11 protein-coding genes and 1 riboswitch are annotated in these 16,856 nt (G+C 54.1%); of the genes, 5 read left to right on the top strand and 6 right to left on the bottom strand.

Annotation, left to right across the window (positions count from 1 at the left end; translation table 11 throughout):
* Positions 1-288: 288 nt before the first annotated feature.
* Positions 289-477, top strand: a riboswitch (cobalamin riboswitch).
* 152 nt (positions 478-629) lie between these two features.
* Positions 630-2,543: a TonB-dependent siderophore receptor gene (locus A3850_RS15010; protein ID WP_068218192.1), complete on the top strand. Its 1,914-nt coding sequence runs from the start codon at positions 630-632 to the stop codon at positions 2,541-2,543.
* A 64-nt stretch (positions 2,544-2,607) separates the two neighbouring features.
* Here the strand turns inward: A3850_RS15010 and A3850_RS15015 are convergent, their stop codons facing one another.
* Together A3850_RS15015 and A3850_RS15020 are read right to left on the bottom strand one after the other, a co-directional pair.
* Positions 2,608-3,300 (bottom strand): hypothetical protein, encoded by a 693-nt coding sequence (locus tag A3850_RS15015; protein WP_068218195.1) that lies wholly within the window; start codon positions 3,298-3,300, stop codon positions 2,608-2,610.
* Between the two features lie 72 nt (positions 3,301-3,372).
* Positions 3,373-4,578, bottom strand: a complete 1,206-nt coding sequence (locus A3850_RS15020; protein WP_068218199.1) for a pyridoxal phosphate-dependent aminotransferase — start codon at positions 4,576-4,578, stop codon at positions 3,373-3,375.
* Between the two features lie 234 nt (positions 4,579-4,812).
* On the opposite strand from A3850_RS15020, the gene A3850_RS15025 reads away from it, so the two are divergent.
* Positions 4,813-5,502, top strand: a complete 690-nt coding sequence (locus A3850_RS15025; protein WP_068218202.1) for an Ig-like domain-containing protein — start codon at positions 4,813-4,815, stop codon at positions 5,500-5,502.
* Between the two features lie 136 nt (positions 5,503-5,638).
* Here the strand turns inward: A3850_RS15025 and A3850_RS15030 are convergent, their stop codons facing one another.
* The 4 genes from A3850_RS15030 to selD all read right to left on the bottom strand — a co-directional run bounded on the left by A3850_RS15030 (position 5,639) and on the right by selD (position 11,540).
* Entirely contained in the window at positions 5,639-6,169 is a 531-nt protein-coding gene (locus A3850_RS15030) for a hypothetical protein (protein WP_068218206.1), read from the bottom strand.
* Between the two features lie 147 nt (positions 6,170-6,316).
* Positions 6,317-8,698, bottom strand: coding sequence for an endonuclease MutS2 (locus tag A3850_RS15035; protein ID WP_068218210.1), 2,382 nt, complete (start codon positions 8,696-8,698; stop codon positions 6,317-6,319).
* Positions 8,699-8,804: 106 nt separating this feature from the next.
* Positions 8,805-10,373: an FAD-dependent oxidoreductase gene (locus tag A3850_RS15040; RefSeq protein ID WP_068218213.1), complete on the bottom strand. Its 1,569-nt coding sequence runs from the start codon at positions 10,371-10,373 to the stop codon at positions 8,805-8,807.
* A gap of 132 nt (positions 10,374-10,505) precedes the next feature.
* Complete coding sequence (gene selD, locus A3850_RS15045; RefSeq protein ID WP_068218216.1) at positions 10,506-11,540, bottom strand: selenide, water dikinase SelD; 1,035 nt, start codon at positions 11,538-11,540, stop codon at positions 10,506-10,508.
* A gap of 191 nt (positions 11,541-11,731) precedes the next feature.
* On the opposite strand from selD, the gene A3850_RS15050 reads away from it, so the two are divergent.
* From A3850_RS15050 to A3850_RS15060, 3 genes are all read left to right on the top strand, one after another.
* Positions 11,732-12,499, top strand: a complete 768-nt coding sequence (locus A3850_RS15050; protein ID WP_068218219.1) for a Rossmann-like and DUF2520 domain-containing protein — start codon at positions 11,732-11,734, stop codon at positions 12,497-12,499.
* A 138-nt stretch (positions 12,500-12,637) separates the two neighbouring features.
* Positions 12,638-13,375 (top strand): DUF4197 domain-containing protein, encoded by a 738-nt coding sequence (locus A3850_RS15055; protein WP_068218221.1) that lies wholly within the window; start codon positions 12,638-12,640, stop codon positions 13,373-13,375.
* A gap of 158 nt (positions 13,376-13,533) precedes the next feature.
* Complete coding sequence (locus A3850_RS15060; protein ID WP_068218224.1) at positions 13,534-16,797, top strand: carboxypeptidase regulatory-like domain-containing protein; 3,264 nt, start codon at positions 13,534-13,536, stop codon at positions 16,795-16,797.
* The last annotated feature ends 59 nt before the right edge of the window (positions 16,798-16,856 follow it).

Raw genomic sequence — 16,856 nt, forward strand, 5'->3', positions numbered from 1 at the left:
TAATTCCGTTACCACCCAATCAGGACCTTGGAGCGTGGTCAACTCGCACGCAGTAAGAGTTGATCTCCTCCAAGCGTCCGGTGATAGTAACCCACCGCCAACACCGGACGCTTGCGGGACCTCCTACGTCGGACGCCACAAGGACCTATAAAGTGGTAGTTTTTGATTCCGTTACCACCCAATCAGGACCTTGGAGCGTGGTCAACTCGCACGCAGTAAGAGTTGATCTCCTCCAAGCGTCCGGTCCAGACTACAGACTACAGACTCCAGACTATAGACTTATACTTACCTTCGCCCCCGCATTCAGGTATCCCGGCGTAACGCCCGGGAAGTAAAAGGGAATCCGGTGTAAATCCGGAGCTGTCCCCGCAGCTGTAAGCTTCGTAATGTTTCGCGCCACTACGCCACTGGAGAGATCTGGGAAGGCCGCCCGAAATGAAGTGAGCCAGAAGACCTGCCCGAACGCACCATATGTTTCTTGACTTCGGTGAGAAAGTCGAAAACCGTTTGGGGGCATTACGCCCGGGATGAAGATCAGTGGATCTCTTTCCCCTACCCTGCTTTGCGGCGTTCGTAAAGCAGCGTTTCCCCGTACGCGCTTCGCTTTTTTACCGGTAAGCTACCTACCCATGACTAAGCGAATTTTACTCTTTCTCTCTTTTTGTTCTACCCTCTCACTCGGACTTGCCGCGCAGGAAGCTCCTGAATTAACGACGACCGGTGATGAAGTAATCATAACCGGAACGCGGTTCCCGAAGCAACTCGATCGGTCGACGACCAAGGTCACCATTATTGATTCCGCTACGGTTGCGCGCAATACCGACCTTGGACAATTACTAAACGAGCAGGCGGGCATCGTCGTGAATGGTGCTTACAGCGCGCCGGGCAAGGACCGCAGCATTTTTCTGCGTAATGGTGCCAATCAATACACCCTCATTTTGCTGGACGGGCAGCCGCTCATCGACCCTTCTTCCCTTGGTGGAGCCGTTGACCTACGACTCCTTGATCTTCAGGGGATTGAGCGGATTGAGATTGTACACGGCGCTCAGTCCCTCATATATGGTTCTGACGCAGTGGCTGGGGTCATTAACCTCATTAGCAAAGCCAATAGTGACGACCCTACCGTCACCCTGCGGGCGAGTTACGGCAGCTTCGATACCTTTGAGGCTGGCGCAGACGCCCGCGGCCGGAAAGGTAAATTAGCTTACGCGCTGGGCTTCAACGTCTACGACAGTAAGGGCATCAGCGAAGCTATTTTTAGCCCCGAACAACTAGCCGATCCACTTTTCGACCCTGCACCACTCGAAAGGGATGGTGCCCGTCGCTATAGTGGCAACGCAGCGTTTACCTATCATGCTAGCGAACACTGGACCATCCGCCCTAGCATCCGGTACGCCCAATTCGATGGCGATTACGACGACGGTGCCTTCCAGGATAGCGACGCGAATACTTACGAGAATGAACTCGTCAACCCCGCCCTGGCCATCGACTACGCGGAACCCGGTTTTGCCGCCGGCCTGCGCTACAATTACGTGGCGACCGACCGCCTTTTTTCCTCCGCCTTCGGCGACTTCGACTTTGCCGGCCGGGCCCAACAAGCCGATGTATTCGGCAACAAAAGCTGGAAGAATTTGGCGCTGACGCTGGGTGCCCAGGCAAGGATCGAGAAACTCACGCTGGACAATCCCCCCGTGGATGCGGACGATAACGTAACTACTTTGAGTCCCTACCTGCAAGCTGAATTTCGGACGGACGAAAGATGGTTTGCGGAAGCTGCAATTCGCTACAATAACCACTCGACGTTTGGCGGGCAGTTGAACTACTCCACCGGGTTCGCATACCAGGTAATTAAGGGTTTTACCGTGCGAGGAACGTATGCCACCGCCTTCCAGAGCCCAACTTTGGACCAACTGTACGGTCCATTTGGTGCCAATGCTGAATTAGAACCCCAAACTAGTTCCTCCATCGAGGCGGGTTTTGCCTACCGAAATGAAGAGCGTGATTATGGATTCTCCGTTACCGGCTTCCAACGGACGATTGAAGACGTTATCATCTTCGGCAACCCCGGCTACCTCAACCGCGACGAACTCGACGATTTGGGCGTAGAAGTAGAGGCCTTCGCTAAGCTTGGTGAGCAGCTGAGCATCAACGGCAACTTCACCTACGTGGAGGGAGAACTCACCTCTGAAGACTTCTCCGGTAACCCCACCACCACCGAAGATTTCTTCCGCCGCCCCCGCGTATCCGGCCTGTTTGGATTAACCTACACCCCCTCCTTCCCCCTGACGGCCCGCTTGACGACCCAATACACCGGTGACCGCCCAGACGTATTCTTCGACGCGAGTTTCAACCAAAACATCGTGGAACTAGATCCCTACCTATTGGTCAACTTCTACGTGGAGTACAAACTGCTCGCCAAGCAAAACCTCACCCTCTTCGCCGATCTCCGGAACTTGACGGATACGGACTTTGTGGAGGTGACCGGTTTCGCGACCCAGGGCCGAACGGTACGGACGGGAGCACGGTATACGATTGGGAAATAGGCTGAACGCCGAACCGGTAGAAATTGCTGTGTCGGTGATGAATACCGGTTCGGCCTTGCTGTGCCTACTGAGGAGGCAACGTTTCGATTAACTTCGACGTCATCCCTCCAACGAACAACAATAGAAACATCGCGAAGAGGGTGAGGTAGACGAAGGTGAGCAGCCCACGCTTGTGCCGGGTTATTTCTGCATCTTCTTTCAGCACGTATTCCCGGATAGTTGGGCTGTAGATGGCTCCAAGCAAACCACCTACCAGAATGGCTTGAACAGCTACTCCGCGGTAGATGAACTGTTGAAAGTCGGGTGTACCCGTGGTGAATGCGCTGATAATAAACGGTGCAAAGGCTAATAAACTCAGGAGCGCGATTGCGATTAAGAAGCTGACTTTTAAGGGGTTTGCGTCGGAGAGGAGACCACCAATACTAGCTGCTACCTTTTCCTTTCGGATTACATTCTGTGTCAAACCAAGGCGGCTATTAGCTATTTCGTCCAGTATTTTATCTGGGTCACTCAGGGTCCAAAAGATCAACTCGTTGGAATAGGTAGGGTGCGTATGCTCAATCTTAATGCCTTTACCAAGCCCAACGGCATTGGTCACGTGCTGTAGCGCCGTGATCTGACTTTGTAGGAATCGGTGCTTTCCCAGTAGCAAAACATTGAGGTTCAGGGCACCATCTTCAACGAAGAGCTTAGCTAAGGGGAAGGAAGCATTCATCATGCCGACCCGCGCGCCGCCGGTATAGGAGAGGTCTTTCATGACTTAAGGATACGAAAAAAGCCACCCTTCAAATTTATGAAGGATGGCTTTTTGATTATTTAAATGGTCGGACTATTTCAGCTCGCCTAACACCTTACCGATACGCCGGATCGCTTCGGTCAGTTGTTCCTCGGAAGCGGCGTAGCTGATGCGGATACAGTTCGGGGCACCGAAGGAACTACCGCCTACCGTAGCAACGTGTGCCGTCATGAGCAGGTACTCGGCCAGATCGTCTGAATTATTGATCGTGTATTCTCCGTTGGACTTCCCGAAGAATGCGGAAGCATCCGGGAAGAGGTAGAAGGCACCCTGGGGGCGGTTCACCTTGAGGCCGTCGATCTTACTCAGGCCATCAATGATGAGCTCACGGCGTTTAGCGAAGGCGTCCTTCATGGCGTGGCTGGGTGCCAAATCTGACGTTAGTGCGTGGAGGCCCGCCTGCTGAGCGATGCTGTTAGCTCCGGAAGTCGCCTGTCCCTGCAGCTTGGCGCAGGCCTTCGCGATTTCAGCGGGTGCGCCCATGTAGCCGAGTCTCCAGCCCGTCATGGCGAACCCCTTGGCGAAACCGTTGACGGTGATGGTCCGGTCCGCTACTTCGGGGCAGGCACCGATGGAAGCGTGCTTACCCGTGAAGTTGATCAATTCGTAAATCTCATCAGCCACTACGTAAACGTGGGGGTGGCGCTGGAGCATTTTGGCAATGGCGCTCAACTCTTCGGCAGTGTAAACGGACCCCGTGGGATTACAGGGGCTGGAGAAGAGAATGAACTTAGTTTTGTCGGTGATCGCCGCCTCGATGGCCTCCGCGCTGACTTTGTAGTCATCTTCAATACCCGCACCAACGGTAACGGGAACGCCGCCGGCCAGCTCCACGATGGCGGAGTAGCTTACCCAGTATGGGGCGAGAATGACGACTTCGTCACCCTTGTTCAGCAGCGCGTGGGCGATGTTGTAAATGGACTGCTTCGCACCGGTGGATACAACGATTTGATTCGGCGCGTAATCAAGACCATTCTCCCGCTTGAATTTGTCGACGATGGCCTGCTTCAGTTCCGGGATACCGGGGACGGGAGTGTACTTCGTATATCCCTCATCCAGTGCCACCTTTGCGGCTTCTTTGATGTGCTCCGGCGTATCAAAATCGGGCTCCCCGAGGCTGAGGCTGATCACATCGTGGCCCTGCGCTTTGACTTCACGGCCGAGGGCCGCCATTTTAAGGGTGGCCGATTCGGTCATGTTCAGGACGGTGTCCGACAGGGGGGAAGTCTTCGTTGCCATGCGGCGGGTAATTTGGGGGTGGTAAATAATTAGCGTAAAGGTACCCAGACGCCAAATTATCCCCACGATAATGTTACCGCTTTGTCCGGTTGCTAGTTGCGTTTGCTAGTGCCAGCTAAAGCGGTGAGATTAAATCCATTTCCAAGATGCGCTCATGGCTCCCGCTCCTTTTGACGGTGGGCGACAGTACTAAAGCGGGGAAAGACAGTACCTTCGTAGGAAGACCGACCCACTATGATTCGCTTACTCACGTTCTTTGCCGCCGCCTTACTATTCACCGCTTGCATTGGTGAAGATGTATTAGATGACTACGTGCAACCTACCATCCGGTTGGCAGACTTCCCGGATACCCTAGAGGCAGGAACCTCATTCCAGTTGTCAACGCGTTTCTTCAATAACGTGGGCGCCGAGGAGCAGGCAGACGCTACCTGGTCCACCGGCGACGAAACGATTCTCACCGTTGATCAGACAGGCTTAGCCACCGGAATTACCGAAGGCTCAACTACCGTCACGGCATCCTACACGGACGTGCAATTTGGTGAGACTGCAACGGTGACCGAAACCATGATCGTGGGCGCTTCCACGGTTATCATTGACGAACCAGAAGTCCGGACCGGTACCATTGCTACTACGAGTAGCTACAAACTCACCGGCAACTTCACCCTTTCGGAAACTGAGGACGAAGGACTCCAACTCACGTTCGCCGACGACTACGATGCGGACCGTGGTCTTCCCGGACTCTACGCCTACCTCAGTAATAATCCCCGCAGCCGGGCCGGCGCGTACGAAATTGGAAAGGTGGAGATCTTCCGAGGCGCGCATACGTATGACATCGCTGGTGTCGACATCAACGATTTTAAGTACGTGCTTTACTTCTGTAAGCCGTTTGATGTTGAGGTGGGTTCGGGGTTGATTGAGGAGTAGTTGCGAGTTGCGAGTTGCGAGTTGCGAGTTGCGAGTTGCGAAGTTGCGAGTTGCGAGTTGCGAGTTGCGAGTTGCGAGTTGCGAAAAATAAATTCTCTGTTGCTCAAATCGAAAATCTAGCCTCTAAAGTCTCCTATTATTTCCGCCCCGTTCCCTTAAAGTGGTCCTCCTTTCTCCGGAAGAGTACGTTGAAGCTCGTCAGCGAACCATAGATGCGAGTGATGTACTGCTGTAGGTTCACTTTTTCCTCATCCGTCATCGAGCTGGCGTTGATGCGTTGCTCCATTACGCGGAGGCGGTCGCGTACCATGACGATCTTGTGGAAGAAATCGTCGATGGACATTTCTTTGGAAGACAGCCCTTCCTCTCCCGGCTTAAGGATAAGTTTACCGTCCACCCATTTATCACCCAACTGTGTGGTTTCGCTAATGCCATTATAGGTTCTAAGGATGCGCACCAGCGCTTGCTCCGCCTCGTTAAAACTGGCAACCTCTTCCGCTTCGATCGCTTCCACGACCTCAAATTCCTGATAATCGCGGCCAACGGTTTTGATCCCGTAGGTCATGAAGGTGATGTCGTAGGCAGCTTTGTACAATTTTATGATAACGCCATCTCCGAATGCTGGGTGGCGGAGGCGGGTTCCGACGCCTAGATTACTGGTATCCATTTTAGTCTCTAGTTTATAGTATGTAGTCTACAGTCCGTAGTAAATCAGGTTCTCCTAGCGGCCTCACAACCGAGCGAAGCGACAATGGGTGGTTCTTGGAGCGGCCGGGAATTTAGTCTACAGTCTGTAGTCTAAAGTCTCAAGGAGTTACAAATCTACAATCGTTACCCCATCTCCGCCTGCTTCGCGGGGAGGGTGGCTTAACGAGAAATTATGATTGTATTCTTTCAATTTTTGGCGCACGGCGCGCCGTAAAGTCCCCGAGCCCTTGCCGTGGACGATGCGTAACTGATCGGCGTTTGCCATGAGCGCATTATCGACGAAAGCTTCGGTGGTCGCCAATACTTCTTCGTAGCGCATCCCGCGGACGTCCAACTTATTAGAAAAGGTCGCCGCAGCGCCGAGGCTGCTGCTGACGCTCTTTTCCCGACGGACGGTCAGTTGATCCTTCGCCGGTTCTAGATCGCGTAGTTTTACTTGAAGGCGTAGGTCGCCGACGATCACGGTGGCCCGCTTACGGTCAATCTTCTCCACTTGCCCAGTGGCACCACCCGCACGGAGGCGGACGAAATCACCTTCTTTGATGGGTTCTTCTTCCTTCGTAGTCGGTGCGTAGTAAATATCTTCACGCAGGTCGGACACCTGTTTACCAACTGATTCGCGCTTTTCCCGGAGTTGCTTGGCTTTCTCCTTCGCTTCCTCGATCTTCTTGCCTTCCCGGAGGTCACGGATCAGGTTCTCCATCTCCTTATTGTACTTCGCTGTTTCGGCGAGGGCCTGTTCCTTGGCCTCCAGCTTTAGTCGTTTACGGCGGACCTCCATGTTCTTGTGGAGTTCTTCGTAGGTGCGGGTCAAAGCATCAAGGGTCTTCTGCTTCTGTTCAAGGTTGGCGAGCATTTCTTCGGACTCCGCCTTCTCGCGTTGAAGGTCCACGAGTAGTTGGTCGACGGCCCGCTCATTCTTACCCGCCTTCTTGCGGGCATACTGTAGGACGCGACGGGGTAAGCCGGATTTCTGGGCGATCTCAAAAGCGTAGCTCGATCCCGGCCGGCCAATTTTCAACTCGTAAGTTGGAGCGAGGGTCTCCGTATCGAAATGCATCCCACCATTGAGAATTCCCTTCGCTTTGTACGCGTAGATCTTGAGGTTGGAGTAGTGGGTGGTGATGACGCCAAACACCTTGCGGTAATTCAGGCTGTCGAGTACCCCTTCGGCGATGGCGCCACCAGAAGTCGGATCCGTGCCCGAACCAAATTCGTCGATGAGTACCAACGACGTATCGTCCGCCGCCGCCAAAAACTCCTTAGCGTTTTTCAATCGAGAGCTGTAGGTGGACAGATCATCTTCAATACTCTGCTGATCACCAATGTCGGCAAAGATCTTTTGAAAGATGCCCATTTCTGATTCGCTATCCACCGGCACCAGCATACCGCACTGCAGCATCAACTGGAGGATACCGACCGACTTCATGGAGATCGATTTACCACCTGCGTTCGGCCCGGAAAGCATCAGGATGCGATTCTTCCCGGTCAGCTTAAGATCAAAGGGAACGGTCTTCTTGCCGTACTGCTTATTCTTGAGGTAGAGGATTGGGTGGCGGCCCTCGATGATTCCAATCCGCGGCTTCGCATCCAGCTTGGGCCGTTCGGCTTTAAGGGACTTGGCCAGCTTTGCCTTTGCCTGAATGACATCGAGGTAAGCGATGAGATCCTGGTAAGATTGAATATGGTCAACGTATGGACGCAGCGTCGCCGATAACTCCCGCAGAATCCGGTTGATCTCCCGCTTCTCTTCTTGCTGGTAGTCGAAGATGTCGTTGTTGATTCCAATCACTTCGTTAGGCTCGATGTAGGCCGTTTTTCCCGTGGCCGATTCATCGTGAATTATACCCCGGATCTTGCGCTTATTCTCACTCGGTACCGTCAGGACCCTGCGACCATTCCGCATACTCTCGACCGTATCGGCCAGGTAGCCGGCCCGCTTGTACTTTTCGATGACCTGGCGGAAGGTCTTCTCCACTTCCCGTTGCTTGGAACCGATCAGCCGACGGATCCGCGCTAGTTCGGGGGATGCGTCAGACCGGATGACACCCTCTGCATCGATCACCCGCTCAATGGCTTTGGATAGTTCTGGTTCGTAGTGGACTTCCCGGACCAGATCGTAAAGCGTCGGGTAGGTGCCGCGCAGGCTGGAACTTTCAAAGTATTTGAAGATCCCCTTAGCCTGCAACAGCAGCACGTTCAACTTGGCAAGACCGGTCTGACTCAACACGTAACCTTCCACGCGCAGCATCCGTAGCTCCTCCTCGACGTCTTCGTAGGCACCGATGGTGAACATATTCCGTTCGTCGGAACCCGTTTTGAATTCTGCCGTCTCATCGAGCCAGCGGTTGATTTGCCTAAATTTAGTTGAAGGCTCCAGGTTGCGGACGATGGCACGGCCAATGTCTCCGGTGCAATTGGCCTCCACGAGTTCGAGGATCTTATCGAACTCCAGTTTTTCGTAGGTATCGCGTGGCAGTAAGGTCATACTCGGTGGTAACGGTCAGGGTCGGGGGCAGGTTTTGCCAACCGGGAGGCAGGCAGTTCGGGTCCTTACTAACCAGGCAAAGCACCGGATAGTTCCCGTAGTAGGCCTAGTTTTGGCCCGCGAATTCCGACCAATTCGTACCCACCAGATTCACTACGGGCGGTAGCTTTCCGGCGTTCATTTGCTCGGCGATAATCGCCACGTCCTTGTCACGCTTCACGCCCAAAGCAGCCTGTAGCGTTTCACCTTTTACGTAGTAGGCAATAAATGAAGTCTCGCCCGGCACTCCGTCGAGTAATACTTGATCAAAGTCCGTCGCGTGCCCGGCGTAGCGTAGGTTAGTTCCCTGCTGGTTGCTCCAGAAAAAGGGCAACATCGTGTAAGGTTCCGCGTGCCCCGCCATGTTTCTGCCGGCGACTCTACCCTGCTGCGCGGCTACCTTCCAGTGCTCGATTCGGGCGACCCCGGTGCGGTCTGGGTATTCGGCGATGTCGCCCGCCACGTAAGTACCGGGCGCGCTCGTAGCGAGATGATTATCTACGGAAATACCGCCGTCATCGTTAGCGGCCAGGCCAGTAAGGTAATTCGTGCTGGGTTGCACGCCGATACCGACAACGACAACGTCTGCTTTGAGTCGTTCACCGCCCTCCGTGATGACGGCGCGGACGCTACCCTTTCCTTCAAATTCCTTGACCTTATCACCCAGCTTGAATTTGACGCCCGCGGCTTCGTGGAGTTGCTGGATGAAGTCGCCAACCTCTTTCCCAAATTGCTTCTCAAACAAAGTCTCTTCGGGGGAGATCACGGTGATCTTGCCCCCCTGTTTACCCAGGCTCATTGCGCTTTCAAGGCCAATGAAGCTGCCGCCGACAATAACCACCGGCGTGCCTTTCTTCACTTGCTCGCGGATTCGGCGGCCATCCCTGGCGTTCCGGATTGTGTAGATGCCACCAAGTTTCGCACCGGGTGCGTCCAACTTGCGCGGCGCGCCTCCCGTGGCGAGTAGCACCTTGTCGTACGTCAGTGTTTTACCATCGGCAACGATCTTTTTTTCCCGTACATCGACGGACTCAGCGGTCGTTTTCTCGAGCAAAACAACTCCCTGCTTTGCGTAAAACTCTTCGGAGTGCAAGGGCAGATCAGCGGGATCCTTGGCTCCGGAAAGCAGGGCCTTACTAACGTGCGTCCGGTCGTAAGGCGGCAGATCCTCGCTGGTAATCATGACGATGCTTCCTTCGCCATCGTGTTCGCGAATACCGTACACGGCGTTGGCAGCGGCAATTCCACCACCGACAATCGCGTATTTATAATGCCCTTCGTCCGATTTTTCGGGCGCTGCCGCAGGTGCAGGGTTAAGGGGGGAGGCAGCCTTAGGCTCCGTTGCCACCAGAATATCATCGCCGTCCACCCGAACGTCAAAGGTCGCAATGCCATCCAGCCCGGGGGCTTCGATCTGAGCTCCGGTGCGGACATCAAAGCAAGCGTGGTGGAAGGGGCACCGAAGGCGGTGCTCACAAAGGGCCGCATTCTCTAATGGAAGCCCAAAATGGCTACACTTGGACTCCACTGCGTAAACTTCCCCATCGACGTTAGTAAGTAGCACTTTGTATTCGCCATGGTCAAATTGGTGGGTGTGCCCGGCGGGCAAATTGCTAAGCTTAAAAACTGGAGTCATAACTGAGGGCTGAGTTGGATTATATGGTAACTGTTTCGGTACTCCAATCTGGAACGGTGGTAAATGGTTCACTAAAACCCGGGTGAAGCAGGAGTAGCCTCACTCAATTCGCATGTGCCTGCTGACGGGTGCCTAAATCACTTCAATCAGGTGATCGCCCGCCGAAACCATTGCACCGAACGGCCGACAGTGGATATCGTGCGTTTGGCAGAGCGCGATGAATTCGTCGGCGTGGTCCGTAGCGACCGCACAGAGTAACCCGCCGCTCGTTTGGGGATCGGCGAGTAGGTGCAACGCTCGGTCATCAGCGGCTTTGATACCTTGTCCGTAACTGTCCAAATTGCGGATTGTACCGCCGGGGATGCAGCCTTCCGCAAGGTAGTGGTCCAATACGCCATCGCCGATGAAGGGGACATCATCCAGTCGAATCCGGGCTTTAGTATTGCTGGAATTACACATTTCCGTTAGGTGGCCGAGCAGGCCGAAGCCGGTCACGTCCGTCATGGCGTGAACGTAGTCCAGTTGGCCAATCTCCTGCCCGATACGGTTCAGTTTGGTCATTTGTTGGACGGCCAAGTGGGCATCTTCGGTACGTAGTTTTTTCTTTTTCTGCGCGGTGCTGAGGATACCAACACCGAGTGGCTTAGTCAGGAAAAGAAGATCGCCAGCGTGGGCGCCACCGTTCTTCTTCAGGTATTTATTCTGTACCCTTCCCGTTACGGCCAATCCAAAAATGGGTTCCGGGCTGTCAATACTGTGCCCACCGGCGAGCGGGATTCCGGCTGCCTCACAAGCCTGGCGGCCACCCTCGACGACCGTGCCGGCGACTTCGGCTTGTAGCTGTTTGATGGGCCACCCAAGTATGGCGATGGCCATTAATGGTGTACCTCCCATTGCATAAACGTCGCTGATTGCATTCGTCGCTGCGATCTTGCCAAAGGTGAGCGGGTCGTCCACGATGGGCATGAAAAAGTCGGTGGTGGAGATGATGGAGGTTCCATCCCCTAGGTCAAATACTGCTGCATCATCCCGCTGGTCATTGCCCACCAACAATTGTTCGTAGACCGGTCCCTGATTAGTTTGGGAAAGGATCTTATCAAGGATAGCAGGAGATATCTTACAGCCACAGCCTGCGCCGTGAGAGTATTCAGTGAGTTTGATGGCCACGTCGTGTTATTTGTAGCCAAGGTAGGAACTCTACCGTCAGGATTTGGCCGGATAGCCACCTGCCTCTTTATGGTCATGTAGGCTGGGTCCAGTTTAAAATTGAGTCCAGCAATAATGGAGTTGGTCTTTTCGTGATGGCTCATTTCCCCTTCACCTTGCACCTGCGGCAGCGCCCGGTTACTTTTACAGCTATGAATAAAATTGCGGTCATTGGGACTGGAAACCTGGCCTGGCACATCGTGCCCGCGCTGAAATCTCTTGGCCACCAGGTAGTTGCCGTTAGCCGCCACACCAGTAGGAGCCACCAGTGGCCGGTGCGCGTGATCGACCACGCCGGTCTGGTGCGGTTTGCACCGGATACCGTGGTGCTGGCCGTGCCGGACAAGATGATAGCGGAGTGTTCGCGTAAACTCAGCCACGTACTTCCGCCGTCTACGTTAGTGATCCACACCAGTGGCGCGACGGCCATGAAAAAGATTGATGGGCACTTTGAAAATAAAGGGGTGATCTGGCCAATTCGTAGCCTCCGCAAAGGGACCGCCCCCCTACCCTGGACGGATCTACCGGTAGCCTACCAGGGGAACAATGATTTCAGTAAGACCCGTATTCGTATCCTTGTGGACACCTTGACTCAAATTTCCTACTCGCTTGATAGCCAGCAACGTGCGCGGCTTCATCTGGCTGCTGTTTACAGCAACAACTTTACTAATTGGTTGTACCAGATCAGTTACGATCTGTGTGAGGAGATGGATATTCCTTTTGAGGCGCTACTGCCAATCATAAAAAATACTGCCCTGCGGCAGGATGGTACCGAGCCCAAGCTACTGCAGACGGGAGCCGCCGCCCGCGACGATAAGCCGACAATGGATAAGCACCTGAAATTACTGAACGGACACCCAGAATTTGCCCGCTTGTACCGCTTACTTAGTAACCTGATCCAGGAAGGCGTGGAAGATTGAGCACGATTGATTGACCGAATACAGGGACAATCAGGAAGCCGGGTGCTATGGCGACGCGACAATAAGTAAACCTTAACGGTGACGATACAACGGGCCTCGGGCCGGTACCGTTCTTTAGTGCGAATAATCCACCTATATATGTTACGACGCTCCATCTTTCTCTTTGCCCTTACGCTGCTCTTTACCCTTCCCGCCCAGGCTCAATTTGGGAAGACGCTTAACAAACTAAAGAGTCAGGCCGACGAAGTCCTTGGCGGTGGAGGTCCACTTTCCGAAGAAAAGATTGGGGAGGGCCTCAAGGAAGCTCTTAACCAGGGCGTGGATAAGGCCGTCACAAAACTGGCCACCGAAAATGGTTACTACGCTAGCCCCTACAAGATTTTGATTCCCGAAGAAGCGCAAGTGATCGTTAGCCGTGTGAGTGCCCTGCCCGGGTTTGGTAACGTAGAACGGGACCTCACCCAGCGCCTGAACCAGGCAGCAGAATTAGCGGCCTCCAAAGCCAGCCCCATTTTTGTGGACGCAATCACGGGCCTGACGATAAAGGATGCGATGAACTTACTGATGGGCGAGCAGGACGCCGCTACCCGATACTTAGAATCGAACACTTCGAGTGCCCTCACCACTGCTTTTCAACCAGTCATCAAAAGCTCACTGGACGAAGTGAATGCGACCGATTTATGGCGCTCCATCGTCACGGCGTACAATAAGATTCCTTTCGTCAAAAAAACCGACCCGGAATTAGACGCTTACGTGACGAATCGCGCGCTCGAAGGAATGTTTGGCCTGATCGAAGTAAAGGAAACGGAGTTGCGTGATAACCCAGCCCTGCGAAATACGGAACTGTTGAAGCAGGTGTTCGCCCGACAGGATTAGGGCCATTTCTCACCTTATAAGCCTACCTCAGGCGTTGGATAAACAGACTTAATTTACAGTTAACATTGGCTAGGAATTTGATGTGGACCTTTGCACCACCAAAGCGCCCTACGGGACGTGTGTATTAAGGTCTTTTTCATAATCAAATTTCTGCTAGTATGAGGAATTTTACTTCATTTTTCGGCACGTTGTTGCTGGTGCTTGCCTTCTCCGTGGCGGCGACCGCACAGGGTGTTACGACCGCTTCCATTTTCGGTAAGATTACCGATCAGGATTCCGGTGAGCCACTGATCGGAGCTACGATCCAGGCAATCCACACGCCTTCTGGCTCTACTTACGGTAACGTAACGGACCTTGACGGCTTCTTCCGTATCCCCGGCATGCGCGTTGGTGGTCCTTACCAGATCTCCGTCACTTACGTTGGCTACGCGCCGATTGTTGAGGACAACGTGACCCTACAACTCGGCCAGGCCTACCAATTCAACAAGAAGATGGGCGGCGATGCCGTCGAATTGGAAGGTGTTGAAGTGATTTCCAGCCGTTCGGACGTATTCAATGGCCAGAAGACCGGCCAGGAAACGACCGTAACCGAGGAGGCTATCGCTGCCCTTCCTGCCGTTAGCCGTTCAATTGGTGACTTTACGCGCCTTACGCCTCAGTCCACTACCCGTGAGGGTAACGACGGTCTTGAGCTCAGCTTTGGTGGTATTAACAACCGCTACAATGCAATCTTCATCGACGGTGCGGTAAGTAACGACGTGTTCGGCCTCGCCGGCTCCGGTACTAACGGTGGCCAGACGGGTGTATCTCCGATCTCCGTAGACGCCATTGAGTCCTTCCAGGTGAACCTTGCTCCATTCGACGTTCGTCAGGGTGGCTTCGCTGGTGCCAGTATCAACGCCATTACACGTTCCGGTTCCAACAACTTCGAAGCTTCCGTTTACGGTTTCTACCGTGACCAGAACCTCGTACGTGGTAACCTTGACGGCGCTGAATTCAGTGACTTCACGGCCTACACCACCGGTTTCCGCGTAGGTGGCCCACTGATTGAGAACAAGCTGTTCTTCTTCGCTAACTACGAGCGCCAGGACGAGACTACGCCCCAGCCATTTGATTCTGACGATTACGAAGGTGCCAGCAGCATTGCGGACATCAACGCTCTCGGAGACTTCCTCCGCAATGAGTACGGTTACGAGCCCGGTACTTTCACCGACAACGAGTCCTTCCTTCAGAGTGACAAAGTGAACTTGAAGTTTGACTACAACGTCAACCCAAGCAACAAGGTCTCCCTTAGCCTCGCTTACGTGGGTGCGGACAACCTGGAAGGTGTTCAGTCTAACGCTCGTGGTATCAACTTCCTCGGCAGTTCAGAGCGCTTCAAGGCTTCTACCTACCGTGGTACGCTGGAGATTAACTCCATGATCGGTAACAACAAGAGTAACAACCTCGTCATCGGCGCTACTTTCCAGCGTGATGATCGTGACCCGAATGGTGATCCCTTCCCCTTCGTCCGGATTCAGGATGGTAGCGGCCTAATCCAGTTTGGTTCCGAGCGTTTCTCTACGGCTAACCTGTTGAACCAGGACATTATCACGATCACGGACAACTTCGAGATCTTCGCTGGTAAGCACACCTTCACGATCGGTGGTAACGTCGAGCTGTACAGCACGGAGAACCTGTTCATTCCTTCCAACTTCGGTTTGTACGACTACAACAGCCTCGAGCAGTTCACGAGTGGTGCCCCCGCTACGGAATTCGAGCGCATCTACTCCCTGCGTGACAACGTAACGGGTGACGGTAGCGCCGCCGCAGCCATCTTCAACGCTGGCCAGGCGGGTGTTTACTTTCAGGACCGCATCCAATTCTCCGACCGCTTTAACTTCACGGCCGGTCTGCGCGTCGACCTTCCTTGGTACGGTGACACGCCTACGAACGACGAATTCAACGACGAGGTACTTCCCATCCTCAGCGATGTTTACGACCTCCGTGGCGCTCGCTCCGGTGACTTCATCGACCCGCAGTTGCTCTTCAGCCCACGGGTTGGCTTCAACTGGGACATCGAAGGCAACAAGCGCACACAGATGCGTGGTGGCCTCGGTATCTTTACCAGCCGCGCTCCCCTCGTATGGGTAGGTGGTGCCTACAACAACAACGGTATCAACACCGGTTTCATCGGCCTGCAGGCTACGGACCGTGACGGTAACCCACAGGACATCATCAACTTCAACCCTGACTTCGCGACGCAAGCTCCCGGTGATATTGATCTTAACAACGTACCTACAGGTGGTAACGTAGACCTCTTCGCCGAGGACTTCAAACTGCCCCAGTTCCTCAAGGCTAGTATCGCTGTTGACCGCAAGCTCCCCGGTGGATTCATCGGTACACTGGACGTGCTCTACAATAAGGTACTGCAGAACGTCGCTTACCAGAACGTGAACATCAACCCAGCTACTGACAACCTCGAAGGCGCAGACAATCGCTTGTTCTACGGTGAAGGTGGCAGTGATCTTGTTGGTCTGTCTGAAGCAGGCCTGCGCCAATACGGCCGCGTGGTCCTAGGTTACAACACTAACAAAGGACATAGCTACAACCTTACCGCCAGCCTGCAGCGTCCCTTCAAGAACGGTCTCTTCGTTCAGGCCAGCTACTCCTTTGGTGACTCTTACAGTGTATTTGACGGTACGAGCAGCCAGAACAGCTCGCAGTGGCGTGGTCTCCACAACGTCAACGGCCGTAACGTAGATCAGCGCGTTATGCGTTCTGACTTCGCTGCCGGTAGCCGTTTCCTCGGTGTAGTCAGCAAGAGCTGGAGCTACGGTGCTTCCAACAATTGGGCGACTACCCTGACGCTCACCAGCGAAACCTTCCAGGCTTCTCCTTACTCTCTCCTCGTTGGTAACCCTGCCTTCACCGGCCGTACTGACAGCCGGGAGCGTAACCTTGCCTTCCTTCCTGCCAATGCTAGCGACCTCGTCTTCGTAGAGAACCGTGGAGTACCCGCAGGTGTACAGGAAGCTCAGTTCCAACGTTTCCTCGATGCTACCAACGACGGTGAGCGCCCCGCCGCTGGCCGCTACACGGAGCGCAACGAGAACTTCGGCCCTTGGAATACGATCGTAGACATCAAAGTTGCTCAGGACATTCCACTTGCCGGCCGCAACCGCCTGCAGATCACGTTTGAAGCGCTCAACCTCACTAACCTCATCAACGAGGACTGGGGCCGCCGCTACTTCATCCCCAGCAACTTCGAAGTACTTCAGTTCCAGGGCTTCCAGGACGGTACGCTCATCCCCACCTACAGCTTCGACATCAACCAGATCGACGAGCAGGGTAACATCGACTTTGAGAACTTCTTCGACGATCGGGGTCTGTTCTCCAGCCGTTTCCAGGGTCAGGTTGGTATTCGTTACATCTTCGAATAAGCCGGACGTGAGTTAAAGCTCACTAGCTGACCAACAGGAAGCCCCCGCTGAATCTTTTC

Origin of the sequence: Lewinella sp. 4G2, from assembly GCF_001625015.1 — a bacterium.
In the GTDB taxonomy this organism is placed as follows: domain Bacteria; phylum Bacteroidota; class Bacteroidia; order Chitinophagales; family Saprospiraceae; genus Neolewinella.